21 protein-coding genes are annotated in these 25,409 nt (G+C 63.4%); 19 read left to right on the plus strand and 2 right to left on the minus strand.

Translation table 11 applies throughout. From position 1 onward, the window contains the following. Nucleotides 1-98: 98 nt before the first annotated feature. The 12 genes from mraZ to murB all read left to right on the plus strand — a co-directional run bounded on the left by mraZ (nucleotide 99) and on the right by murB (nucleotide 14,146). Nucleotides 99-539 carry a division/cell wall cluster transcriptional repressor MraZ gene (gene mraZ / locus QN219_RS09390; RefSeq protein ID WP_173509742.1) on the plus strand — a complete coding sequence of 147 codons (441 nt, stop codon included), beginning with the start codon at nucleotides 99-101 and terminating at the stop codon, nucleotides 537-539. Between the two features lie 14 nt (nucleotides 540-553). Then, nucleotides 554-1,579 carry a 16S rRNA (cytosine(1402)-N(4))-methyltransferase RsmH gene (rsmH, locus tag QN219_RS09395; RefSeq protein WP_283999354.1) on the plus strand — a complete coding sequence of 342 codons (1,026 nt, stop codon included), beginning with the start codon at nucleotides 554-556 and terminating at the stop codon, nucleotides 1,577-1,579. A gap of 5 nt (nucleotides 1,580-1,584) precedes the next feature. Beyond that, nucleotides 1,585-1,968 (plus strand): hypothetical protein, encoded by a 384-nt coding sequence (locus QN219_RS09400; protein WP_283999355.1) that lies wholly within the window; start codon nucleotides 1,585-1,587, stop codon nucleotides 1,966-1,968. After that, nucleotides 1,968-3,713, plus strand: a complete 1,746-nt coding sequence (locus QN219_RS09405; protein ID WP_173509745.1) for a penicillin-binding protein 2 — start codon at nucleotides 1,968-1,970, stop codon at nucleotides 3,711-3,713. The genes QN219_RS09400 and QN219_RS09405 overlap by 1 nt, the downstream gene beginning before the upstream one ends. Before the next feature lie 66 nt (nucleotides 3,714-3,779). Next, entirely contained in the window at nucleotides 3,780-5,240 is a 1,461-nt protein-coding gene (locus tag QN219_RS09410) for a UDP-N-acetylmuramoyl-L-alanyl-D-glutamate--2,6-diaminopimelate ligase (protein WP_283999503.1), read from the plus strand. A 1-nt stretch (nucleotide 5,241) separates the two neighbouring features. Then, on the plus strand, nucleotides 5,242-6,675 hold the full coding sequence (locus QN219_RS09415; protein WP_283999356.1) for a UDP-N-acetylmuramoylalanyl-D-glutamyl-2,6-diaminopimelate--D-alanyl-D-alanine ligase: 1,434 nt from the start codon (nucleotides 5,242-5,244) through the stop codon (nucleotides 6,673-6,675). Nucleotides 6,676-6,917: 242 nt separating this feature from the next. Beyond that, a complete protein-coding gene (mraY, locus tag QN219_RS09420) occupies nucleotides 6,918-8,018 on the plus strand; it encodes a phospho-N-acetylmuramoyl-pentapeptide-transferase (RefSeq protein WP_173509747.1) in 1,101 nt (366 codons plus the stop codon). A 7-nt stretch (nucleotides 8,019-8,025) separates the two neighbouring features. Next, on the plus strand, nucleotides 8,026-9,417 hold the full coding sequence (gene murD / locus QN219_RS09425; RefSeq protein ID WP_283999357.1) for a UDP-N-acetylmuramoyl-L-alanine--D-glutamate ligase: 1,392 nt from the start codon (nucleotides 8,026-8,028) through the stop codon (nucleotides 9,415-9,417). Between the two features lie 63 nt (nucleotides 9,418-9,480). Beyond that, nucleotides 9,481-10,635, plus strand: a complete 1,155-nt coding sequence (gene ftsW, locus QN219_RS09430; protein WP_283999358.1) for a putative lipid II flippase FtsW — start codon at nucleotides 9,481-9,483, stop codon at nucleotides 10,633-10,635. Between the two features lie 3 nt (nucleotides 10,636-10,638). Beyond that, nucleotides 10,639-11,763 (plus strand): undecaprenyldiphospho-muramoylpentapeptide beta-N-acetylglucosaminyltransferase, encoded by a 1,125-nt coding sequence (gene murG / locus QN219_RS09435; RefSeq protein WP_283999359.1) that lies wholly within the window; start codon nucleotides 10,639-10,641, stop codon nucleotides 11,761-11,763. Continuing rightward, complete coding sequence (gene murC, locus QN219_RS09440; RefSeq protein WP_283999361.1) at nucleotides 11,760-13,169, plus strand: UDP-N-acetylmuramate--L-alanine ligase; 1,410 nt, start codon at nucleotides 11,760-11,762, stop codon at nucleotides 13,167-13,169. Before murG ends, murC begins: the two co-directional genes overlap by 4 nt. A 2-nt stretch (nucleotides 13,170-13,171) precedes the next feature. Beyond that, nucleotides 13,172-14,146 (plus strand): UDP-N-acetylmuramate dehydrogenase, encoded by a 975-nt coding sequence (gene murB / locus QN219_RS09445; RefSeq protein ID WP_283999362.1) that lies wholly within the window; start codon nucleotides 13,172-13,174, stop codon nucleotides 14,144-14,146. Between the two features lie 75 nt (nucleotides 14,147-14,221). On the opposite strand, the gene QN219_RS09450 is transcribed toward murB, so the two are convergent. Together QN219_RS09450 and QN219_RS09455 are read right to left on the minus strand one after the other, a co-directional pair. Beyond that, complete coding sequence (locus QN219_RS09450; RefSeq protein ID WP_283999363.1) at nucleotides 14,222-15,532, minus strand: MFS transporter; 1,311 nt, start codon at nucleotides 15,530-15,532, stop codon at nucleotides 14,222-14,224. 172 nt (nucleotides 15,533-15,704) lie between these two features. Then, nucleotides 15,705-15,998 (minus strand): hypothetical protein, encoded by a 294-nt coding sequence (locus tag QN219_RS09455; protein WP_283999364.1) that lies wholly within the window; start codon nucleotides 15,996-15,998, stop codon nucleotides 15,705-15,707. Nucleotides 15,999-16,108: 110 nt separating this feature from the next. Here QN219_RS09455 and QN219_RS09460 point away from each other — a divergent pair, with 110 nt between their 5' ends. The 7 genes from QN219_RS09460 to recN all read left to right on the plus strand — a co-directional run bounded on the left by QN219_RS09460 (nucleotide 16,109) and on the right by recN (nucleotide 25,310). Then, complete coding sequence (locus QN219_RS09460; protein WP_283999365.1) at nucleotides 16,109-17,035, plus strand: D-alanine--D-alanine ligase; 927 nt, start codon at nucleotides 16,109-16,111, stop codon at nucleotides 17,033-17,035. Beyond that, nucleotides 17,023-17,952, plus strand: a complete 930-nt coding sequence (ftsQ, locus tag QN219_RS09465) for a cell division protein FtsQ (protein WP_283999366.1) — start codon at nucleotides 17,023-17,025, stop codon at nucleotides 17,950-17,952. Before QN219_RS09460 ends, ftsQ begins: the two co-directional genes overlap by 13 nt. Continuing rightward, nucleotides 17,949-19,280 (plus strand): cell division protein FtsA, encoded by a 1,332-nt coding sequence (ftsA, locus tag QN219_RS09470; protein ID WP_173509756.1) that lies wholly within the window; start codon nucleotides 17,949-17,951, stop codon nucleotides 19,278-19,280. Before ftsQ ends, ftsA begins: the two co-directional genes overlap by 4 nt. A 101-nt stretch (nucleotides 19,281-19,381) precedes the next feature. Next, nucleotides 19,382-21,172, plus strand: coding sequence for a cell division protein FtsZ (ftsZ, locus tag QN219_RS09475; RefSeq protein WP_283999367.1), 1,791 nt, complete (start codon nucleotides 19,382-19,384; stop codon nucleotides 21,170-21,172). Nucleotides 21,173-21,512: 340 nt separating this feature from the next. After that, on the plus strand, nucleotides 21,513-22,466 hold the full coding sequence (gene lpxC / locus QN219_RS09480; protein WP_283999368.1) for a UDP-3-O-acyl-N-acetylglucosamine deacetylase: 954 nt from the start codon (nucleotides 21,513-21,515) through the stop codon (nucleotides 22,464-22,466). Nucleotides 22,467-22,733: 267 nt separating this feature from the next. Further along, nucleotides 22,734-23,600 (plus strand): outer membrane protein assembly factor BamD, encoded by an 867-nt coding sequence (locus QN219_RS09485; protein WP_173509759.1) that lies wholly within the window; start codon nucleotides 22,734-22,736, stop codon nucleotides 23,598-23,600. Between the two features lie 36 nt (nucleotides 23,601-23,636). Then, nucleotides 23,637-25,310, plus strand: a complete 1,674-nt coding sequence (recN, locus tag QN219_RS09490) for a DNA repair protein RecN (RefSeq protein WP_283999369.1) — start codon at nucleotides 23,637-23,639, stop codon at nucleotides 25,308-25,310. Nucleotides 25,311-25,409 lie beyond the last annotated feature (99 nt).

Genomic DNA, 25,409 nt, shown 5'->3' on the forward strand with positions numbered 1-25,409 from the left:
GCATGCTTGTGTCCGGCGGGGGTTTTTTGCGCGCGCAGGCAGGTGTTCGCGCGGGCCGATGATTGTGGCCCGTCAGTCGGAGGCGGCCGTTTCGCGTCATGAACCGCTTCTTGTCACATGCAACGAACCGGATCGATGCAAAGGGACGGGTCTCTGTGCCTTCGGCGTTCCGTGCCGTGCTTTCGGATGGAGGCGTCCGGGAGTTATACTGCTTTCAGGACTTCGTCTTTCCGGCGATCAGCGTCGGCGGGCCGGAGCTTCTGGACCGGTTCGAGAAGCAGATGGCGGCCGAGGATCCGTTTTCGGATGCCGCCAACCAGATGTCGCTCCTCGTTCATGGGGGCGGCGTCTTTGTGAAGCTCGACCCGGAGGGCCGGTTGATGGTGACGGATTTCATTCGCGACTTCACCGGCATCTCGACCGACGTGACTTTTGTCGGCCGGGGAGATCATTTTCAGCTCTGGGAACCGCAGGCGTTTGCGAGAGCGCAGGCGGAGGCCCGGGAAGGGCGCAAATCACGGGGGTTGCGTCCGGAATAGAATGGAGAGGCGGAATGGTGACGGATCAAGGCGGCGGAGTTTCTGAAGCCGACGGCGGACCGGTTCGTCACATTCCCGTCCTGTTGAGCGAAGTGCTCGCCGCCCTCGATCCCGCGCCCGGCAAGATCATTCTCGACGGCACCTTCGGTGCCGGCGGCTACACGTCCGCCATCCTGAAGGCGGGCGCCGACGTGATCGCGCTCGATCGCGATCCGACGGCGATTGCCGCCGGCCAACCGCTCGCCGCTGCCTCCGAAGGGCGGCTCACGCTCGTTCATTCCCGTTTTTCCGACCTCGCCGAGCACGCGCTGGCACAAGGGCTTGATGGTGTCGTGCTCGATATCGGCGTCTCGTCCATGCAGATCGACGAGGCCGAGCGCGGCTTCTCGTTCCAGAAAAAGGGCCCGCTCGATATGCGCATGTCGGCCGCCGGCGTCTCCGCCGCCGATGTCGTCAACCGCGCCAAGGTCTCCGATCTCATTCGCATTTTCGGGTTCCTTGGCGAAGAGAAGCAGGCAGGCCGCATCGCCCGCGCCATCGAGAAGCGCCGCGCCGAGGCGCCGTTCGAAACGACGCGCGACCTCGCCAACCTCATCGAGACGGTGACCCCGCGCAAGGCCAAGGACAAGATTCATCCCGCGACCCGCGTCTTCCAGGCGCTTCGCATCTTCGTCAACGACGAGCTCGGCGAACTTGCCAACGCGCTTTTCGCGGCTGAGCGGGTGTTGAAGCCCGGCGGGCGCCTCGTCGTGGTCACCTTTCATTCTCTCGAAGACAGGATCGTCAAGACATTCTTCCAGGACCGATCCGGCAAGGCGGCAGGATCCCGTCACCTGCCGATGGTTGCTGCCCGCGCCGCAACCTTCACGCCAGTTGGCAAGCCTATGATTGCGGCCAGCGAGGAAGAAGCGTCCCGCAATCCGCGCGCCCGGTCCGCGAAGCTCAGAGCCGGCATCCGCACGGAGGCCCCGTCGCCGGGAGACGATCTGTCCATTTTCAATCTGCCGGAACTGGCGAGCCTTGCGAAACTGGGGGGCTGAGAAAGATGCTGCGAACGCTCGACATTGTCCTGATCGTCGTCATGACGGCAGCCGCCACGGTGACCTATACGATCAAGCATCAGGCCGAGAACAAGCGCGAGGAGGTCCGCCGGCTCGATGCGGCCATCAAGCTTGAGGAAGACACGATCGATCTGCTCAGGGCGGACTGGGCGCTGCTGACCCAGCCGAACCGGCTGGAGCGCCTCGTCGCCGCCTTCGCCGTCGACCTGCAACTCGCGCCGACGCCTTCGACCCAGCTCGCTCGGCCCGAGGAGCTTCCGATGCTGAAAGCGGACCTGCCGCAGCCGGAAGTCGACAAGGCGGCTGAAGACGGCGTCGCTGCCGTCATCAAGACAGATGGTATCGCAACAGGTTCGGTGGCGCGCTGATGTCGTTTCTCTCCCGTATCATGGTGCTGAAGAGCAAGGCGCATTTTTCGGCGGGCGGCAATAACCGCCCGTCCGACGGGGTTAACGTCACGATCCAGGGGACGCGCAAGAAGAGCGCCAGCCAGGCGAAGAACCGGGTGGCGATCGTCATTGCCAGCTTCGGCATCGTTTATGCGGTGATCGGCGGGCGGCTGGTGCAATACGGCATGGCGCAGCCGGAGACCGTCTCCTCGATCGGGCGCGCCGACAACCTTATGGCTTCGCGTCCCGACATTCTCGACCGCAACGGCGAGATCCTCGCAACCGACATCCGCACCGTGTCGCTCTATGCCGAGCCGCACAAGATCGTCGATGCCGACGAAGCGGTCGAGCGCCTGGCGACGGTTCTGCCCGATCTCAACGCCCGCGAGATCTACAACAAGCTCAAGTCGAAATCGCGCTTCCAATGGCTGCGCCGGCAACTGACGCCGAAGCAGCAGAGCGAAATCCTTGCGCTCGGGATTCCGGGCGTCGGCTTCCGCCCGGAAAAGCGGCGCTTCTATCCCGGAGGTCCGACCGCCGCCCACATTCTCGGCCATGTCAATATCGACAACCGGGGCGTCGCGGGCATGGAGCGCTACATCGACAGCCAGGGCCTCGCCGACCTGGCGGCCATCGGCATGACAAGCGACGCGAAACTCGAGCCGGTCAAGCTTTCGATCGATGTGCGCGTCCAGAACATCGTGCGTGACGTCATTGACGCCGGCATGAAGAATTTCCAGGCGATTGCCGCCGGCGCGGTCGTGCTCGACGTCAATACCGGCGAAGTGCTGGCGATGGCCTCGGTTCCGGACTACGACCCGAACAAGCCGGTGGAAGGCGCCGAGGAAGGCTGGATGAACCGCATGTCGAACGGCACGTTCGAGATGGGCTCGACCTTCAAGACCTTCACGATCGCGATGGGGCTCGACTCCGGCAAGGTGACGCTCAACGACAGCTTCGATGCGACCGCGCCCATCCGCATCGGCGGCTTCACAATCAAAGATTTTCACGGCAAGCGTCGCGTGCTGACCGTCCCGGAGATCTTCCAGTATTCCTCGAACATCGGCACGGCCAAGATCGCCGATCTGGTCGGCATTCCCGGGCACAAAGAGTTCCTGACGCGCATCGGGCTCTTGTCGAAGCTGCCGACGGAGCTTCCGGAGGTCAAGACACCGAGCCAGCCGCGCGAATGGAAGAAGATCAATTCGATCACCATCTCCTTCGGCCACGGCGTTTCGACGACGCCATTGCAGACGGCAGTTGCCGGGGCGGCGCTGGTCAATGGCGGCAAGCTCATCCCGCCGACCTTCCTTCCGCGCACGGAGGAGCAGGCAAGCGAGCTTGCGACCGCGGTCGTCAAGAAGAGCACCAGCGAAGATATGCGCTTCCTGCTCCGCTGGAACGGCATCGCCGGTTCCGGAAAGCGGGCTCTCGTCCCCGGCTTCAACGTCGGCGGCAAGACCGGCACGGCTGACAAGGTGGTCAACGGCCGTTACGCCAGCGACCTGAACTTCAACGCCTTCCTCGCCGCGTTCCCGATCGACAATCCCAAATACATCGTACTGACCTTCATCGATGCGCCGAAGACCGGCGAAGGCGGCGGGCGGACCGCAGGTTCCAACGCAGCGCCAATGGTGCGCGACATCATCAGCCGCTCCGCGCCGCTTCTCGGTGTCGAGCCGAAATTTGGAGAAGACGGCTCTGCCTTGCTTGTGTCTTATTGACCGTGAAATGAGAATGCGGACGATTCGTCATCCGGCGGATCGATATCGATGCGAGACATGCAGTTCATGAAGATCAAGGACCTGGCGGGAGCAGCTTTCCCGGAACTTTCGGCGCAACTGAAGGGCGCTTCCTCGGATATCGATATCGCCGGCATTACGGCCGATAGCCGGCAGGTCAAGCCAGGCGACCTTTTCGTCGCCGTTGCCGGGACAAAGGCGAATGGCGCTGCCTATATTGCCGATGCTCTTTCGCGCGGCGCCGCGGCCGTGATCACCACGGCCGGCGCCGAGGCGGAGGCCGGCGCGCCGGTGTTCGGGCTTTCGGAGCCGCGCCGCTTCCTAGCGAAAGCGGCAGCCGCCTTCTACGGGCGCCAACCGGAGACCATGGTGGCCGTCACGGGAACGGCGGGCAAGACCTCCGTCGCCTCCTTCACGCGCCAGATCTGGGCGCATTCGGGCCTTGCGGCTGCGATGATCGGAACGACCGGCGTCGTGGCGCCGGGCCGCAACGACTATGGATCGCTGACCACCCCGGACCCGGTTTCGTTGCACAAGCTGCTTAAAGAACTCGCCGACGCCGGCGTAACCCACGCGGCGATGGAAGCCTCCAGCCACGGCCTCGATCAGAGCCGTCTCGACGGCGTTCGGCTTGCCGCTGCGGCCTTCACCAATCTCGGCCGCGACCACATGGACTATCATCCGACGGTCGAACATTACATGGCCTCGAAGATGCGTCTCTTCTCCGACCTCCTGCCCCAGGGAGCGCCGGCGGTGATCTTCGCCGACGACCAATGGTCGGACCAGGCGATCGCCGCCGCCCGCAAAGCCGGCCAGGATGTGCGCACCGTCGGACGCAAGGGCGAATTCATCACGCTGAAGCGCGTCGAGCATTTCCGCCACAAGCAGTCGGCGGAGGTCCATGTCGGCGACGATATCTTTGAAATCCATGTGCCGCTTGCCGGCGACTTCCAGATCGCCAACGCGCTGGTTGCCGCCGGCCTTGCCATGTCCACCGGCATCGGCGCCAAGGCGGCCTTCTCGGCGCTCGAGAAATTGCAGGGCGCGTCAGGGCGCCTGGAACTCGTCGGGCACACCAAAGACGGCGCGCTCGCCTATGTGGACTATGCCCACAAGCCCGACGCGCTGGAAAACGTCTTGACCTCGGTGCGTCCGTTCACGACCGGCCGCATCATCATCGTTTTCGGGTGCGGCGGCGACCGCGACAAGGGCAAGCGGCCGATCATGGGCGAGATCGCCACGCGGCTTGCCGATGTCGTCATCGTCACCGACGATAACCCACGCTCTGAGGTGCCGGAAGTCATCCGCGCGGAGATCATGGCGGCGGCCAGGGGCGCGACCGAAATCGGCGACCGCGCGGAGGCGATCCGTACCGCCGTCGGCATGCTCAAGAGCGGCGACACGCTGATCGTCGCCGGCAAAGGACACGAGGAAGGGCAGACGATCGGTTCCGTGACGCTGCCGTTCTCGGACCACGAGGAAGTGCGCAAGGCATTGGGAGGGCTATGATTTGAACTGGCTCTGGACAAGCAGCGATCTTCTGGCTGCGATGAACGGCCGCCCGGTCGGAAACCTGCCAGAGGGAATTGCCGGCATCTCGATCGACAGCCGAACGATCAACAAGGGCGAGGCATTTTTCGCGATCAAGGGCGATCGCGTCGACGGCCATGACTATGCCGGGATCGCACTTGCCAATGGAGCCGCCCTTCTTGTCGTCAGCGAAGGCAAGATTCCTGCACTCGGCCGGCTGATCGCACCGATGATCGTCGTCGACGACGTGCTGGAGGCATTGATCCGCCTCGGCTGCGCCGCGCGCGACCGGAGCGCCGCGAAGGTCATTGCCGTCACCGGTTCGGTTGGGAAGACCACGACGAAGGAAATGCTGAGGCACGTGCTTTCGCCGCTCGGCCGCGTGCACGCCTCCGTTGCCTCCTTCAACAATCACTGGGGCGTGCCGCTCACCCTTGCGCGCATGCCGGAAGCGACGGACTTCGGCATCTTCGAGATCGGCATGAATCATCCGGGCGAGATCCGGCCGCTGACGAAGATGGTTCGCCCGCATGTGGCCGTCGTCACCAGCATCGCTCCCGCCCATCTCGGCAATTTCGAGAGCCTCGACGAGATCGCAGCGGCAAAGGCCGAGATCTTCGAAGGCGTCGTCAACGGCGGTCATGCCGTCCTCAATCTCGACAGCCCGCAATACAGCCTGCTGGAGCGGGCCGCCGGTGCGGCAGGGGTGAGCTACATCCATTCCTTCGGCGCCAATCCGAAAGCGGAGTTCCGGCTGGTCGAATTCGCCGGCGGATCGGAAGGCTCGGTGCTTTGGGCGGGGATCGGCGGCAGGACTCTGGAAGTCGCGATCGGCGCTCCTGGGCGTCACATCGCCGAAAACGCGCTGGCCGTGATCGCCGCGGCGAAGCTTGCCGGCGCCGATCTCGATCAGGTCCTGGCGTCGCTTGCGACCATGCGGCCGGAAAAGGGCAGGGGATTGCAGCACCGCCTGAAGGTCGGCGCGGGCCACCTGACGCTGATCGACGAGAGCTACAATGCCAACCCGGCCTCAATGCGGGCTGCGATCTCGCTGCTCGGCGATGCCGAACCACCGGTCGGCGGACGCCGGATCGCGATCCTCGGCGACATGCTGGAGATGGGCGAGCACGCGGCCGATGTCCATGCCGCCCTTGCGGAACCGATCGTGGAGGCGGGAATTGTGGACGTCTGGTTAGCCGGGCCCGAGATGGCGCATCTGCGCGACGCGCTGCCGCCAGAGGTTTCGGTCGTCTATCGGGAGGCCGTCGACGATCTCACGAATTACGCGCTCGCGGCGGTTGCCGCCGGCGACGTCGTGATGGTCAAATCGTCCAAAGGAACCGGCTGCGCGAAGATCGTTGAGGCTCTTCTCGATGCCTATCCGGAGGAGGCGGTGAGGCGCGGGGAAGTGTAACGGGCGTTGCCACTACTGCATGTTTCCTGATCGGAACCGATTTAAGGAAAGAACATGCAGCAATTGAAAGTGCGACAGCGAGCTTTGTGCGTCTGAAAGGATGCACGGCGCTGTGGTGCTGGTGGATACCGCCCTTCGGCCAGGGGATATGGCCTAACATAGTCGACCACAAGCGGGTAACGTCTATCAGATGATTCTGTTGGACGATGTCCGATTCTAAAACCTTTGGGGAAAGGTCCCTTATGCTGATCTGGCTCGTGGAACTGGCGGACCACTTTCAATTCTTCAATCTCTTTCGCTACATCACTTTCCGCACGGGTGCAGCTCTCTTCACTTCCGCTTTGATCGTCTTTCTGTTCGGCCCGGCGATGATCGCATCGCTTCGCATCCGCCAGGGCAAGGGCCAGCCGATCCGCGCCGATGGCCCGCAGACTCACTTCAAGAAGGCCGGAACGCCGACCATGGGCGGCCTGATGATTCTTGCCGGCATTGTCGTCTCGTCGCTGCTATGGGCGGACCTTTCCAGCGTCTATGTCGTCTCGACCCTTCTCGTGACGCTCGGCTTCGGCGCGATCGGCTTCTACGACGATTACCTCAAGGTGACGAAGCAGTCGGACAAGGGCTTTTCAGGCAAGGCGCGTCTCGGCATCGAATTCGTGATCGCGGCGATCGCCGTCTTCTTCATGATGCGGGCCGCGCTTTCGGCGGGGACCGCGGGCTCCACCTTCGGTTCCTCGGTTACTTTCCCCTTCTTCAAGGACCTGATGCTCAATCTCGGCTATTTCTTCGTGCTTTTCGGCGGTTTCGTCATCGTCGGTGCGGGCAATGCCGTGAACCTGACCGACGGTCTCGACGGGCTTGCCATCGTGCCCGTGATGATCGCGTCCGCCGCCTTCGGGCTCATCGCCTATCTCGCCGGTAACGCCGTTTTCGCCAACTATCTGCAGATCCATTTCGTACCGGGCACCGGTGAACTCGCCGTGATCCTCGGCGCCGTCATCGGCGCAGGCCTCGGCTTCCTCTGGTTCAACGCGCCACCCGCCGCGATCTTCATGGGCGATACCGGCTCGCTGGCGCTGGGCGGCCTCATCGGCACGGTTGCCGTCGCCACGAAGCATGAAGTCGTGATGATCATCGTCGGCGGCCTCTTCGTCATCGAGACGTTGTCGGTGATTATCCAGGTCTTCTGGTTCAAGCGCACCGGCCGCCGCGTCTTCCTGATGGCGCCGATCCACCATCACTTCGAAAAGAAGGGCTGGACGGAAAGCCAGGTGGTGATCCGCTTCTGGATCATCGCCGTCATCCTCGCGATGATCGGCCTTTCGACGCTCAAGCTGCGGTGAGTGCGCGATGATCCCGGTCTCCACATTCAAGGACAAGAAGGTCGCACTCTTCGGGCTCGGCGGTTCCGGCCTTGCGACGGCGCAGGCGTTGGTCGCGGGCGGGGCGGACATCGTCGGCTGGGACGACAATCCCGATAGCGTCGCCAAGGCCGCCGCAGCGGGGCTTTCGACGGCCGATCTGCGCGGCGTCGACTGGTCCGGTTTTGCCGCCTTCGTACTCTCTCCCGGCGTGCCGCTGACGCATCCGAAGCCGCATTGGACGGTCGATCTTGCCCATCAAGCGGGTGTCGAGATCATCGGCGACGTGGAACTTTTCGTCCGCGAACGCCGGGCGCACGCGCCTGCCTGCCCTTTCATTGCCATCACCGGCACCAACGGCAAGTCGACGACGACGGCGCTTATCGCCCATATCCTCAGAGAAAGCGGGCGAGACACTCAGCTTGGCGGCAATATCGGCACCGCGGTACTGACGCTCGATCCGCCGAAGGCCGGGCGTTTCTTCGTGGTGGAATGCTCCTCCTACCAAATCGATCTTGCGCCGACGCTCGACGCGACGGCCGGCATCCTGCTCAACCTGACTCCGGATCATTTGGATCGGCACGGCACCATGCAGAACTATGCCAACATCAAGGAGCGCCTGGTGGCGGGAAGCGGCACCGCGATCGTCGGCGTCGACGACAGCTTCTCGGCACTGATCGCCGATCGGGTGGAGCGTGCCGGCACCAAGGTCGTTCGCATTTCGCGCCGGCACGTGCTTGCCGACGGGTTTTATGCCGAAGGCTCGCGGTTGATGCGCGCCCATGGCGGCACGTCTTCGCTCTTCACCGATCTTGGCGGTATCCAGACGTTGCGGGGCGGGCATAACGCCCAGAACGCGGCTGCGGCGATTGCTGCCTGCCTCGCGGTCGGCGTCGAGGAGAAAGACATCGTCGACGGTCTCCGCAGCTTCCCGGGGCTGAAGCACCGCATGCAGCCGGTCGGGAAAAAGGGCGACGTCGTCTTCGTCAACGACAGCAAGGCGACCAATGCGGATGCCGCGGCGCCGGCGCTGTCGAGCTACGATCGGATCTATTGGATCGCCGGCGGTCTGCCGAAGGAAGGTGGCATCACGTCGCTGACGCCGTTCTTCCCGAAGATCGTCAAGGCCTATCTGATCGGCGAGGCGGCTCCCGCCTTTGCAGCGACGCTCGGCGAGGCCGTGCCCTACGAGATTTCGGGAACGCTGGAGAATGCCGTGGCGCATGCGGCGGCGGATGCCGCACGGGACGAGGGCGGACCGTCGGCCGTGATGCTCTCACCGGCTTGCGCAAGTTTCGACCAGTACAAGAATTTCGAGGTGCGCGGAGATGCCTTCGTCGGGCATGTGGCGGCGCTCGAAGGCGTGACCATGCTCATCTGACGGGCGGAGTTGGGCCGAACTATTGACGTGGCGCACATGTGCGCCGGAAAAGGGGACAGACAGATGGTAAGCCGAGCCGAACGTGGCCCTGTGGCCGACTGGTTCTGGACGATCGACAGGTTTTTTCTGGCAATCTTCGTCCTCCTGATGGGCGTCGGCTTCATGCTCTCCTTCGCGGCGAGCCCGCCGGTCGCCGAACGGCTCGGCCTCGACAGCTTCCACTTCGTCAAGCGTCACGCGCTCTTCCTCCTGCCGTCGCTTGCGGTCATGGTCGGCATCTCCTTTCTTTCGCCGCGCCAGGTCAGGCGCGCAGCGATCATCCTGCTCGCAATTTCTCTCGGGATGATGGTGCTGGTTCTCTTCGTCGGTCAGGAGGTCAAGGGCTCGCTGCGTTGGATTTCGGTCGCCGGCATTTCCATTCAGCCTTCGGAATTCATGAAGCCGGCCTTCGTGGTCGTCTGCGCCTGGCTCTTCTCCGAGCACGCAAGGCAGCCGGAAATACCGGGCAATCTTTTCGCCATCCTGCTTTTCGGTATCGTCGGCGCGCTTCTCGTCGCCCAGCCCGATCTTGGCCAGACCATCCTGACTACGGCCGTCTGGGGTGGCATGTTCTTCATGGCGGGCATGCCGTGGCTCTGGATCATCGTGCTCGCCGGCGCTGCGGTTGGCGGTTTCTTCGTCGCCTATACCATGCTGCCGCACGTCGCCGGCCGTATCGACCGCTTCCTGACCGGCGAGGGTGACACCTTCCAGGTGGACACCGCGCGCGAAGCGATCATCCGCGGCGACTGGTTCGGCCGCGGTCCGGGCGAGGGCGTGGTCAAGCGCATCATTCCCGACAGCCACACCGACTTCGTCTTCTCGGTGGCCGCCGAAGAGTTCGGCATTGTCTTCTGCATGGCCATCGTGCTGGTCTTTTCCTTCCTCGTCATGCGCGGCCTCAGCCATGCCTTCCGGGAGCGCAACGATTTCAATCGCTTCGCCGTCGCCGGGCTTGTCCTGCAGATCGGCATTCAGTCGCTGATCAATATCGGCGTGAACCTCGAACTTCTTCCGGCCAAGGGCATGACGCTGCCGCTGATCTCCTACGGCGGCTCGTCGATGGTGGCGATCTGCGTGACGGCCGGCTTCATTCTGGCATTGACCCGTCACCGACCGGAGAAGCGCGCCGTGGAGCGCAGTCTCTTTCGATCCGGCGTAGGTGTGCCGGCGGAGTAAGTCATGAGCAAAGGCATCATTCTTCTCGCCGCCGGCGGCACCGGCGGTCACCTCTTTCCCGCGGAGGCGCTGGCACATGAGCTGAAGGCGTCCGGCTATTCCGTGCATCTGGTGACGGACAGCCGCGCGGAGCGCTTTGCCGGCAGGTTTCCGGCGGACGACATCCATGTCGTGCCGTCGGCGACGATCGGCTCGAAGAACCCGATCAAACTGGCGCAATCGGTCTGGAAGCTCTGGACAGGCCTGCGCGCGGCGCGGCGGCTGATCGCGCGCCTGAAGCCGAAGGCGGTGATCGGTTTCGGGGGTTACCCGACCGTGCCGCCGCTGCTGGCGGCGACCGGCATGGGCGTCCCCTCGATGATCCACGAGCAGAACGCCGTGATGGGACGAGCCAACAAGATGCTGGCTTCGCGCGTTCAGGCAATCGCGGGGGGCTTTCTGCCCGAGGGCACCGGCGGCTTCGCAACGAAAACGGTGGCCACCGGCAATCCGGTTCGCCCCGCCGTCCTCCAGGCGGCGGGCATGCCCTATGCGACCTCGGCGAGCGATGCGCTCTTTCACCTGGTCGTCTTCGGCGGCAGCCAGGGCGCACAATATTTCTCGCAGGCGGTCCCACAGGCGGTCTGCCGTCTCGACGACACCGCGCGCCAGCGGGTGCGGGTCACGCAGCAGGCGCGCCCCGAGGATCGGGAAGGTGTCATCGCGGCATACCAGAAACTTGGCGTTCCGGCCGAGGTTGCCCCGTTCTTCAACGACATGGCGGCGCGGATCGCGGCGGCCCAGCTCGTCATCTGCCGTTCGGGCGCATCGACCGTTTCCGAGCTTGCCGTGATCGGCCGGCCAGCAATCCTTGTGCCCTATCCGTATGCGCTCGATCACGATCAGGCGGCGAATGCGGCCGCGCTTGCAGGCAAGGGCGGCGCCCGCGTGATCGCGCAGGCCGAGCTCAGCGCCGAACGGCTTTCGGGCATCCTCGCCGATGCCATGAACAATCCACAGTCCCTGGCACAGATGGCTGCGAGTGCCCGCGAAACCGGCAAGCCGGACGCCGCGCGCTTGCTTGCGACCCTCGTAGAGGCTATTGCCAGCGGTTTGACAGTCGAGAAATTCAAGGAAACACGCTCATGAAAATGCCGAAGACGATCGGGCTCGTACATTTCATCGGTATCGGCGGCATCGGCATGAGCGGCATTGCAGAGGTGCTGCATAATCTCGGTCACCGGGTGCAGGGTTCGGATCAGTCGGACAGCGCCAACGTGCAGCGCCTGCGCGACAAGGGCATCAGGATCTCCGTCGGCCACAAGGCTGAAAACCTCGGCGATGCCGAGGTTGTCGTCGTCTCGACCGCGATCAAGAAGGACAATCCCGAGCTGATCGCCGCGCGCGAAAAATTCCTGCCCGTGGTGCGCCGCGCCGAAATGCTGGCCGAACTGATGCGCTTCCGCAATGCGATCGCCATCGGCGGCACGCACGGCAAGACGACGACGACCTCGATGGTCGCAGCGCTGCTCGATGCAGGCGGGCTCGATCCAACCGTCATCAATGGCGGCATCATCAACGCCTACGGCACCAACGCGCGCATGGGCGCCGGCGAATGGATGGTGGTCGAGGCGGACGAGTCCGACGGCACCTTCCTGAAGCTGCCTGCCGACATCGCCGTCGTCACCAATATCGATCCGGAACATCTCGATCACTACGGCAATTTCGACGCCGTGCGGGCGGCCTTCCGGCAGTTCGTCGAGAACGTGCCCTTCTATGGTTTCGGCGTGCTTTGCCTCGACCATCCCGAGGTCCAGGCGATGGTCGCCAAGATCGAGGACCGCAAGGTTGTCACCTATGGCGAGAACCCACAGGCGGACGTGCGCTATCATAACATCCGCATGGACGGCGCGACCTCCGTCTTCGATATCGAGATCCGCCGCCGCCGCACCGGACAGGTGATCACGATGAAGGATCTGCGGCTGCCGATGCCCGGGCGCCACAACGTGTCCAATGCCACGGCCGCCATCGCGGTGGCCCAGCGCCTCGGCATCAGGACGGAGGATATCGCGCGCGGGCTTGCCGCTTTCGGCGGCGTCAAGCGCCGCTTCACGCTCACCGGCGAGTGGAACGGTGCGCGCATCTTCGACGACTACGGCCATCACCCGGTCGAGATCAAGGCGGTGTTGAGGGCGGCGCGCGAGGCCTGCCAAGGCCGGATCATCGCCGTCCATCAGCCGCATCGCTACAGCCGTCTTTCGAGCCTCTTCGAGGACTTCTCTTCCTGCTTCAACGATGCCGACACGATCCTGATCGCGCCCGTTTATGCGGCCGGCGAAGACGCGATCGACGGCGTGAATTCGGAAGTGCTGGTCAATCGCATCAAGGCGGCGGGCCACCGCGACGCGCGCTATGTCGCCGGGCAGGAGGAAATCGCACCGATCGTCTCGAAGATTGCGCAGGCGGGCGATTTTGTGGTTCTCTTGGGGGCTGGCAGCATTACCTATTGGGCTGCAGCCCTGCCCAAGGAACTCGCGAATATTTCAGGAATTTGAGCATGAAACAGGTCAACGGTCAGAAACTTCTCGAAGCGCTCGGAAGCGGCGTCAGTGCAGTTCGCGGACGCATCACGCCCGATGCCCCGATGGACCGCGTGACCTGGTTTCGCGCCGGTGGGCTTGCCGAGCTCATGTTCCAGCCGCACGACACGGACGATCTCGTCACGTTCCTGAAGCTCGTGCCGGAGAGCGTGCCGGTCATGGTGATCGGCGTCGGCTCCAACCTGCTCGTGCGCGACGGCGGTATTCCAGGGATCGTCATTCGCCTGTCGGCCAAGGGCTTCGGCGATCTGGAGATCGTCGGCGAAAACCGTATCAAGGCGGGTGCCATCTGCCCGGACAAGAACATCGCCGCCATGGCGCTCGACCACGGCATTGGCGGCTTCTATTTCTACTATGGCATCCCGGGTTCGATCGGCGGTGCGCTCCGGATGAACGCCGGCGCGAATGGCGGCGAGACGCGCGAGCGGGTCGTGGAGGTCCATGCGGTCGACCGCAAGGGCAAAAAGCATGTGCTGAGCAATGCCGAGATGGGCTATTCCTATCGTCACACTGCAGCGGCGAAGGACCTCATCTTCACGCATGCGATTTTCGAAGGTTATCCGGAAGACAAGAACAAGATTCGCACCGACATGGACGCCGTGCGCCAGCATCGCGAGACGGTGCAGCCGATCCGCGAGAAGACCGGCGGCTCGACCTTCAAGAATCCGGAAGGCCACTCCGCCTGGAAGGTCATCGACGAGGCGGGTTGCCGCGGTATGATGATCGGCAGCGCGCAAATGTCTCCGCTCCACTGCAACTTCATGATCAATACCGGACAGGCGACCGGCTACGAGCTCGAATATCTCGGCGAGACCGTGCGCTCCCGCGTGCTCGAACATTCCGGCATTCGCCTCGAATGGGAGATCAAACGCATCGGCAAGTTCATGCCGGGATACGAGATCAAGGAATTCCTCGGCCGCGGCATCGCCTGAGCCGGGAAACATTCAAAGGAAGGGCCGCGACGGTTGCCGTCGCGGCCCTTTCTGCTTTTCAATTCGGTGTTGTCGTCAGCCGGAAACTTCCTCTTCCTTCGAGAGCAGCAGGCAGACGAGCGTGATCAGCGCGGCGGCCAGCAGGTAGTAGCCGACATGGCCGAGGCTGTAGTTGGTTGCAAGCCAGGTGGCGATGTAGGGCGCCAGCGACGCGCCGAAGATGCCGGCGAGGTTGAAGGTCATCGACGCGCCGGTGTAGCGCACTGCCGTCGGAAAGGGGGCGGCGAGTGCTGCGCCGATCGGTCCGTAAGTGAGCCCCATCAGACCGAGGCCGATGATCGATGAGGCGAAGGCGCCGCCAAGGCCGCTCGTCATCAGCGGAGCCATGACGAGGCCGAAGACGCCGATGCCGATCGTCGTCAGCACCAGAACAAGACGCCGGCCGAAGCGATCCGAAAGAATACCCGAGACCGGGATCATCAGGCCGAAGAATACGACGCCCGCCATCTGGACGACCAGGAACTGCTCGCGCGAATAACCGAGCTTCGCCGTGCCCCAGGAGAGCGAGAAGACGGTCATCAGGTAGAACAGAACGAAGGTCGCCAGCGCCACGAAAGTGCCGAGTACGAGACTGCGCTTGTGCGAGCGGAAGATTGCCGCGACCGGAACCTGGACGCGCTCGTGCTTGTCGATCGCTTTCTGGAATTCCGGCGTCTCGGTGATCTTCAGGCGGACATAGAGGCCGACGATGACGAGGAGCACGCTGGCGATGAAGGGAATGCGCCAGCCCCAGGCAAGGAAAGCTTCGTCGCTCATCACCTCGCCGAGCACAAGGAAGGTGCCGGCGGAAAGGATGAAGCCGATCGGCGCACCGAGCTGCGGGAACATCGCGTACCAGCTCCGCTTGCCTTCCGGGGCGTTTTCGGTGGCGAGCAGCACGGCGCCGCCCCATTCGCCGCCGAGCCCGAGACCCTGGCCAAAGCGGCAGAGCGCCAGCAGCAGCGGCGCGGCAATGCCGATCGTCGCATAGGTCGGCAGAAGACCGATGACGACGGTCGAAATGCCCATGGTCATCAGCGCCGCGACGAGTGTCGCCTTGCGGCCGACCTTGTCACCGAAATGGCCGAAGACCACCGCACCGAAGGGGCGGGCGAAAAAGGCGATCGAGAAGGTGGCGAAGGACTGCAGCATCGCCGAGGTCGGATCGGCCGAGGGGAAGAAGAGATGCGGGAAGATGATCACCGCCGCGGTCGCATAAACATAGAAGTCGAAGAATTCGATAGTCGTGCCGACGAGGCTGGCGAACAGCACCCGTGCAGGCGAGTTCACTGCCGGCTGATGCAACGCACTATCCTTCGGCGACAGCGAGGTTGTCGCGTCTGTCATTGTCTTGTTCCTGATGTGATTGTCATGCCGTCTTGGGAGGCGGTCGGCGGGTCTTAGCGCAAGTTTCGATTGCGGGAAAGTCTGAATTAGTAAGAAATGCGAACTAAAAATGCGGCGGGCGCAGCATTATTCCGCCGGCGCACGGCTCGGCATGATCTGCCCGCTCGACGTCTCAATTTTCCGGAATGGGCAGGTGCCGGAAACATTCCTTTGCGGTAGTCACCGCCGTTTGCAAGATTTTCAAAGCGATCGTGCCCCGGGTGGGCGGAGGGCTTAGGCAAGCGACGAGAGCCTTGCCAGGAACCCCGGCATATCCAAGGGCTTCATTTTCGCCGTCCGCACTCACTTTCTCAACGCAGCCGTACAAACTGCTGATTTCGCGGCTAATTGCCTTGTTTTGGGAGGCATTTTCGGCGGCAAAGCTGACGCGCTTCATGAGAAGAGTTAACCAAAGTAAACGATTCATTAACCATAATGCCGTTCTAGTGACGCTGTTCGGGCGCCGGCGACTCGGCAGCCGGAACCAGCCAGACGCAAGCAAGAATAGTGATAGTGGCGTATTGTTTGGGGGTTTTGATGAGCGGCAGGCATGTTGCTGTCCTGATGGGCGGATTTTCCTCGGAGAGGCCGGTGAGCCTGTCTTCCGGGGCTGCTTGCGCCGATGCCCTTGAAGCCGAAGGCTATCGCGTTACGCGCGTGGACGTCGGGCGCGATGTGGCCGCGGTTCTTGCGGATCTGCGTCCGGAGGTCGCCTTTAACGCCCTCCACGGCCCCTTCGGCGAAGACGGTACGATCCAGGGCATCCTGGAATATCTCGAGATCCCCTACACCCATTCCGGCGTGCTTGCCTCCGCACTCGCCATGGACAAGGCACAGGCCAAGCATGTCGCCAAGGCTGCCGGCATTCCGGTCGCCGATGCGTTGATCATGGATCGGCGCACATTCGGCAACCGGCATCCGATGACGCCGCCCTATGTGGTCAAGCCGGTTCGCGAAGGTTCGAGTTTCGGCGTCGTGATCGTCAAGGAGGATCAGTCGCATCCGCCGCAGGTGATCACGTCCAGCGAATGGCGCTACGGCGACCGTGTCATGGTCGAGCGTTATATCGCCGGCCGCGAGCTGACTTGCGGCGTCATGGGCGATGTCGCGCTTGGCGTCACCGAGATCATTCCACAAGGGCATGCCTTCTACGATTATGATTCAAAATACGTAAAAGGTGGTTCGAGCCACGTCATTCCGGCGCAGATTTCACCAAATATTTACCAAAAAATACAAACACTCGCTTTGAAGGCGCATCAGGCAATCGGTTGCCGCGGCGTCAGCCGATCCGACTTCCGCTTCGACGATCGCGGTCCCGGCGAGGGCGAGTTGATCTGGTTGGAAATCAATACCCAGCCCGGCATGACCCCGACCTCCCTGGTGCCCGAGATGGCGCAGCATGCGGGCCTTCAGTTTGGTGAGTTTCTCAGGTGGATGGTGGAGGACGCATCGTGTTTGCGTTGAGGGGCAGAAGGGGCAGAAGGGTGCGTCACCCGCTCGGCGTCGCCGGCGAGGCGGACGAGACGTTCGTGCTGCCGCGTCCATTGCGCAAGGTCGTGCGTTTCCTGGTCAGCCTTGGCACGGGCCGCATCCTCTTTCCCGCGTACACCGGTACTGTGTCGGCCGCCGCCTTCCTTGCGGCGACGGGCTTCTACGGCATGTCGCTTGGGGGCCACACGCAGGATTTCGCGCAGGCCTCGACGACGGCAGCCGGCTTCGCCATCGAGGACGTTCGGGTTTCCGGCAACGAGCAAACCTCCGAAATCGATATTCTCCAGCAGCTCGGGCTCGATGGCGCGACGTCGCTCGTCGCTCTCGACATTGCTGAGGCGCGCAGGCTGATCAGCGAATTGCCCTGGGTGCAGAACGTGACCGTGCGCAAGGTCTATCCGGGCACGATCGAGGTCAACCTCGAGGAACGCAAGGCCTTCGGCATCTGGCAGCATGGCTCCGACCTGTCGCTTATCGAGCGCAGCGGCAGTGTCATCGCGCCGCTTCGCGACAACAAGTTCGCCGCTTTGCCGCTGTTCGTCGGTCGCGATGCAGAGACGGCGGCGGCCGGGTTCTACGACGAATTCTCGCGCTGGCCGGAGTTCCGCTCCCGCGTGAAGGCTTTCGTGCGGGTTTCCGGCAGGCGGTGGGACCTGCGCCTCGACAACGGCATCATCGTCAAGCTTCCGGAAAACGACGTCGCCCGGGCGATGGAGGTTCTCGCCGAGATGGAGGAGAAGCACCAGCTTCTCGAGCGCGACATCGCCGCCGTCGATCTGAGGCTTGAAGACCGCACCACGGTACAATTGACGCCGGAAGCCGTTGCCCGGCGAGAGGTCGCGTTGAAGGCGAGGGAGAAGATGCTGAAAGCCCAGGAGAAGCGGATATGAGTTTGTTCGGGTCCGCCAATTTTGGCCTTCCGCGTCTGAAGCCGCTTTCGTCCAAGCGGTCACACGTCGTCTCGGTGCTCGACATCGGCTCGACCAAGATCGTCTGCATGATCGGCAGGCTGACGCCGCGCGCCGAAAGCCAGATCCTGCCAGGTCGCACCCACAACATCGAAATCATCGGCATCGGCCACCAGAAGTCACGCGGTGTGAAGAACGGCGTGATCGCCGATCTCGACGCGGCGGAAGGTGTCGTCCGGCTTGCTGTCGACGCTGCGGAGCGGATGGCGGGGCTGACGATCGACAGCCTGATCGTCAATGTTTCCGCCGGCCGCCTGCAGAGCGACGTCTACACGGCAACGATCGATCTCGGCGGGCAGGAGGTCGATGCAAGCGATCTCAAGAAGGTGCTCGCCGCCGCCGGCCAGCAGTCGCAGCGCTCCGACCGGGCGATCCTGCATTCGCTGCCGACCGGCTTCTCGCTCGATGGCGAGCGCGGCATCCGCGATCCGTTGGCGATGTTTGGCGATGTCCTTGGCGTGGATATGCACGTGCTGACGGTCGAGCGCGCGGCTCTCAAGAACCTCGAGCTCTGCGTCAACCGCGCTCACCTCTCGGTCGAGGGCATCGTTGCGACGCCTTACGCCAGCGGTCTTGCCGCACTCGTTGACGACGAGGTCGAGCTTGGCTGCGCGGCCATCGACATGGGCGGCGGCACGACGACGATTTCCGTCTTCGCCGAAGGCAAGCTGGTTCATGCCGACGCCGTCAGCCTCGGTGGCCATCATGTCACCACCGATCTTGCGCGCGGGCTCTCGACGCGCATCGAGGATGCCGAACGGCTGAAGGTCGTGCACGGTTCGGCGCTGCCGAACAGCGCCGACGAGCGCGACATCGTATCGGTCCCGCCGATCGGCGAAGACGATCGCGACCAGCCGACCCATGTGCCGCGCGCACTGGTGTCGCGCATCGTTCGCGCCCGTATCGAGGAGACGCTCGAACTCATTCGCGATCGCATCCAGCGTTCGGGCTTCAGCCCGATCGTCGGCAAACGCATCGTGCTGACGGGCGGTGCCAGCCAGCTGACCGGCCTGCCGGAAGCGGCGCGGCGCATTCTCGCCCGCAACGTCCGCATTGGTCGCCCGCTCGGCGTGTCCGGTCTGCCGGCCGCTGCCAAAGGGCCCGCCTTTTCCACGGCCGTCGGGCTGATGATCTATCCGCAGGTCGCCGATCTCGAGACCCATGCTGCCCACGGCGGCATGTTCTCCACCTTCGGCGGCGGCAACAGCCGCATCGCCCGCATGGGACAGTGGTTGAAAGAGAGTTTCTGAGCTTCGCCGGCCTCGCAGGGCGCCGGGCGAAACAGGTGTTTGAGTTTTGAAGGATTTGGCCGGCTCGGCAAGGCGGCCAGAAAACGAGAAGGAACAGTGATATGACCATCAACTTGCAAAAGCCGGATATCACCGAGCTGAAGCCCCGCATCACGGTGTTCGGCGTCGGTGGCGGCGGCGGCAACGCCGTCAACAACATGATCACCGCGGGCCTGCAGGGCGTCGACTTCGTTGTCGCCAACACGGACGCGCAGGCGCTCACCATGACCAAGGCTGAACGGATCATCCAGATGGGTGTGGCAGTCACCGAAGGTCTCGGCGCCGGCTCGCAGCCGGAAGTCGGCCGCGCAGCCGCCGAAGAGTGCATCGACGAGATCATCGATCACCTGAACGGCACGCACATGTGCTTCGTTACCGCCGGCATGGGCGGCGGCACCGGCACGGGCGCGGCTCCGATCGTCGCCCAGGCTGCCCGCAACAAGGGCATCCTGACCGTCGGCGTCGTCACCAAGCCCTTCCACTTCGAAGGCCAGCGCCGCATGCGCCTCGCCGATCAGGGCATCACCGAACTGCAGAAGTCGGTGGACACGCTTATCGTCATACCGAACCAGAACCTCTTCCGCATTGCCAATGACAAGACGACCTTCGCGGACGCCTTCGCCATGGCCGACCAGGTCCTCTATTCGGGTGTTGCCTGCATCACCGACCTCATGGTCAAGGAGGGCCTGATCAACCTCGACTTCGCCGACGTCCGCTCGGTGATGCGCGAGATGGGTCGCGCCATGATGGGCACCGGCGAAGCATCGGGCGAAGGCCGCGCAATGGCTGCCGCCGAGGCCGCAATTGCCAACCCGCTGCTCGACGAAACCTCGATGAAGGGCGCTCAAGGGTTGCTCATCTCCATCACCGGCGGTCGCGACCTCACGCTCTTCGAGGTCGACGAGGCTGCAACGCGCATCCGCGAGGAAGTGGATCCCGACGCAAACATCATCCTTGGCGCAACCTTCGACGAAGAACTCGAAGGCCTGATCCGCGTCTCCGTCGTTGCAACCGGTATCGATCGCACGGCTGCGGAGGTAGCCGGTCGCACGGTTGACTTTCGTCCGGTAGCGCCGAAGCCGGTCGTTCGCCCGTCCGCCGCAATCCCGACCCAGCCTCAGCCGGTCGCCCAGCACCACCAGCCGGCACCACAGCCGCAGCCGGTTGCCCAGCCCGTGCAGCAGCAAAACACGGTCGATCAGATCGCGCTCGCAATCCGCGAAGCCGAAATGGAGCGCGAGCTCGATATCGCCACCCGCACCCAGGTCGCTGCGCCTGTGCAGCAGGTGCAGCAGGTGCAGCAGGTGCAGGAAGAAGCCTTTCGGCCCCAAAGCAAGCTTTTCGCCGGCGCCGCCCCGGTGGAGGCCGCTCCCGTAGTGCGTCAGGCCCCGCCGGTGCAGCGTCCGGTCGAAATGCCGGTGCAGGCACACGTCCCGCCGCAAATGCAGCCGCAGCCGGTCCGTCACGAGCCTGCTCCGGTCGTGCGCCAGCAGGCCGAACCGGTGCGCATGCCGAAGGTCGAGGACTTCCCGCCGGTCGTTAAGGCCGAGATCGATCACCGCGCGCATGCCGCACCCGTTCACCAGGAAGAGCGCGGCCCGATGGGACTCCTGAAGCGAATCACCAATTCGCTTTCCCGTCGCGACGATGACGATCACGGCGTCTCGGCCGACATGACGGCCGCAGCACCGAGCGCCGCCTCCCAGCAGCGCCGCCCGCTTTCGCCGGAAGCGAGCCTTTATGCGCCGCGTCGCGGGCAGCTTGACGATCACGGCCGCGTCTCGCCGCAGGCGCGCTCGCACGAAGATGATCAGCTCGAAATCCCGGCGTTCCTTCGCCGGCAGTCGAACTGATTTTGAAGGACTGTTCCTTCACCTTGCCGAATGCCCGGGCGACAGCCCGGGCATTTTTCGATTTTCCTCGTGATTTCAACCGCTTGCCACTTAAGTTGTGCGCATGACAATTGCGTAACAATGCGAAACGAACAGTGATTTGGAATGGTGCCTCCAAAATCTTATTTTCAGCATCGGAATTGGGGACGCATACGATTCGATCGGGCGCTGTTAGTTCAAAAGATCGAGGTTTCGGCCGACAGGCGCGAATCCTCGGGTATCTGACTTGTGCCTTTGAACATCGTTGCATCCTTCGTGCGTTTGGCCCAGGCGGCCTCATTGAGTGAAAGTGACGACGAGAATGGGAATTGAACTCCTCGGGTTTCAGACGACGATTGCAAGCCCGGTAACGCTGAAGGGAATTGGCGTCCATTCCGGCGTGGAAGTGTCGATCACCTTCCATCCGGCCGAGGCCGACGCTGGCATCGTCTTCCAGCGGGTTCTCGCCGGCGGCCGCGTCGCCGAGTTCCGGGCCGTCTCGTCGCAGGTCGGCAACACCGATCTCTGCACCGTTCTCGGCTTCTCGCCGGCGACTTCTGTCGCGACGGTCGAGCATGTGATGGCTGCGATCTATGCGCTCGGTCTCGACAACCTGCTCGTCGAAGTTCACGGCGCCGAAATGCCGATCATGGACGGCAGCTCCGAGCCCTTCATCGACGCGATCGAACAGGTCGGCCTGAGGGCGCTTGCGGTGAAGCGGCGCTATATCCGTATCATCAAGCCGGTGCGTATCGAATCGGGTGCCTCCTGGTCGGAGTTCACACCCTATGACGGCATGCGCTTCGAGGTCGAGATCGACTTCGACTGCCCGCTGATCGGCCGCCAGGCCTGGAAGGGCGATATGACGCCTTCGGTCTTCAAGCGGGAACTGTCGCGGGCCCGTACTTTCGGCTTCATGCGTGATGTCGAGCGGCTGTGGGCAGGTGGCTTCGCGCTCGGCTCATCTCTCGAAAATTCGGTGGTGATTTCGGACGACAACACGGTGATCAATGTCGAGGGCCTGCGCTATGCGGACGAATTCGTTCGCCACAAGACCCTTGACGCAGTCGGCGATCTTTCGCTGGCCGGCGCTCCCTTCATCGGCTGCTATCGTTCCTATCGCGGCGGCCACAAGATGAACGCCAATGCACTGAAAGCCCTGTTAAGCGACAACAGCGCTTACGAGGTCGTCGAAACGGCAACGCCGCGCCAGCGCACCCGCTCGCGCGATTTGGTCGCCGTCGCTGCCCCCGGTTTCGCGCCTTGGTCCGCATAACAACACGAGTCAGTTCTTCTCCAGTCGCCGGCCGAAAGGCCGGCTTTTTCATTGCGCCGGATGATTCCCCGAAGCGGAATCGAGGCCGGGAATATGCTTTCACGCAAAGTATTGGGCGGCTTTCATCGGTGGAAAACGCGTAAAGCACTGCATACCGCCACAAATTTGCATGAATTGCTGATCATGACGTTGCGATCTTGAGGCAACTTGCTCTAAAACGCGCAGGTCTGGCGGGATGCGGTCCGCCGAGTGAAACGGGAATATTCGATGGTTCTTGCAGTTTCGGTCGACATAAGAAAATCGGTGCGCGTCGCCGCGGTCGTTATTGCGGCTGTGGCTGGCAGCAGCCTGATCACAGCCTGCCAGAACGATCCGGATATCGACATCACCAAGCTTGCGGCGGAAACCGATCCGCCGGAGGTGCTCTACAACCAGGGCCTTGCCAACCTCAATGCCGGTAAGACGACCGAAGCGGCGCGCAAGTTCGAAGCACTCGACCGCCAGCATCCATTCTCCGAATACGCCCGCAAGGCGCTGGTGATGAACGCCTTCGTCGCCTACCGCAATGGCCAGTATCAGGACGCGATCAACGCGACGAGCCGCTACCTGAACCTCTACCCGCAGTCGGAAGACGCGGCCTATGCGCAATACATTCAGGGCCTCGCCTATACGAAGCAGATTCCCTCGGTGACCCAGGACCAGAAGGCGGCCGCCAAGGCGATCGATGCGATGCAGGCCGTCGTCGATAAATATCCGGACTCCGATTATGTCGAGGACGCGCAGTCGAAGATCCGCTTCGCCCGCGACCAGCTCGCCGGCAAGGAAATGCAGGTCGGCCGCTACTATCTCGAGCGCAAGGAATATCTTGCCGCCGTTTCCCGCTTCCGCGTCGTCGTCGAGCAGTATCCGAATACGAACCAGGTGGAAGAAGCGCTTGCCCGACTCGTCGAGGCCTATTACGCCATGGGTGTAACCACGGAAGCGCAGACTGCGGCGGCAGTGCTCGGCCACAATTATCCGGACAGCCAGTGGTATGCCGATTCCTTCAAGCTGCTGCAATCGGGCGGGCTTGAGCCGCGCGAAACCGGCACGTCCTGGATCGCGCGCGCAGGCAAGAGGCTCATCGGCGCCTGATAGCCTCGGCGCTCGACAAGGAAGATATGAAACCGGATGCTCGCCCAGCTCTCGATCCGCGATATCGTCCTGATCGAACGGCTTGACCTCACCTTCGATGCCGGGCTCTCCGTGCTGACCGGCGAAACCGGCGCCGGCAAATCCATCCTTCTCGACAGCCTGTCGCTGGCGCTCGGCGGCCGCGGCGACGGCTCGCTTGTGCGCCACGGCGAGGACAAGGGGCAGGTCACAGCCGTTTTTGACGTGCCTGCCGGCCATGCGGCGCGGCTGATGCTGCGCGAAAACGGCATCGATGACGACGGCGATCTGATTTTCCGCCGCGTGCAGTCGACGGACGGCCGCACCAAGGCTTTCGTCAACGACCAGCCGGTGAGCGTGCAACTGATGCGGCAGCTCGGCCAGACACTGGTCGAAATCCATGGCCAGCACGACGACCGGGCTCTGGTCGATACTGACGCGCATCGCGCGCTGCTCGACGCTTTCGGCGGCACATCGGACGCGGCGGAAGACGTTGCCGCGCTTTACCGCGGCTGGCGCGACGCAGAACGCAGTCTCAAGAAACACCGCGAAAGGGTGGAGGCGGCGGCGCGCGAAGCCGATTATCTGCGCTCCTCCGTCGAAGAGCTGGAGACGCTTTCGCCGCGTGACGGCGAAGAGGAGGAGCTTGCCGAGAGCCGGGCGCGGATGATGAAGGCCGAGCGGATCGCCGGCGATATCAACGAGGCGTCGGAGTTCCTAAACGGCAATACGTCGCCGGTTCCGCTGATCGCCTCGCTTGTCCGGCGTCTCGAGCGCAAGAGCCACGAGGCCCCCGGTCTGCTCGAAGAGACCGTGGAGCTTCTGGACGGGGCGCTGAACCAGCTTTCGGACGCGCAGATGGCGGTGGAGCGGGCGCTGCGCAACACCGAATTCGATCCGAAGGAACTGGAACGCGCCGAGGAGCGGCTGTTTGCACTGCGTGCCGCAAGCCGCAAATATTCCGTTCCGGTCACTGAACTCCCGGCGCTTGCCGTTCGCATGATCGCCGACCTCGCCGATCTGGATGCCGGCGAGGAGAAGCTGAAGCAGTTGGAAGTGCAGATGGGAGAGGCGAGGGCGGCTTTCGATGCCGCGGCCCGGTCGCTTTCCGAGAAGCGTCACCATACGGCGGATGCGCTTTCGGCTGCAGTGATGGCGGAGCTGCCGGCGCTTAAACTCGAACGGGCGCGCTTCATGGTCGAGGTCGCAAGCGATCCCAATTCACCGTCGGCCGATGGCATCGATCTCGTCGAGTTCCATGTGCAGACCAACCCTGGCACGCGACCCGGGCCGATCATGAAGGTCGCTTCCGGCGGCGAACTTTCGCGTTTCCTCCTGGCACTGAAGGTGGCGCTTGCCGATCGCGGTTCGGCGCCGACGCTCGTCTTCGATGAAATCGACACCGGCGTCGGGGGCGCCGTGGCCGACGCTATCGGCCAGCGGCTGAAGCGGCTTTCCAAGAATGTCCAGGTGCTATCCGTTACCCATGCGCCGCAGGTTGCCGCGCGTGCTGCGACCCATCTCCTGATTTCCAAGGGGCCGTCGGCGGAAAAGGCAGAGACAATCGCAACCCGCGTTGCCCGCATGGACGACAGGGCGCGCACGGAGGAGATCGCGCGCATGCTCGCCGGCGCCTCGATCACCGAGGAGGCGAGGGCGGCGGCGGCGCGGCTGCTCGCCGGCAACGGCTGAGCGCACACTTTTTCCTTCGCGTCACCACAGCGCCGCGTCTTTTGAGGCGCAGTACACGACCGCAGCCTGCTGTTGCCTCGTCGGTTGTGATGGGCAAGG

Source organism: Sinorhizobium sp. 8-89 (genome assembly GCF_030124325.1).
Lineage (GTDB): Bacteria > Pseudomonadota > Alphaproteobacteria > Rhizobiales > Rhizobiaceae > Sinorhizobium.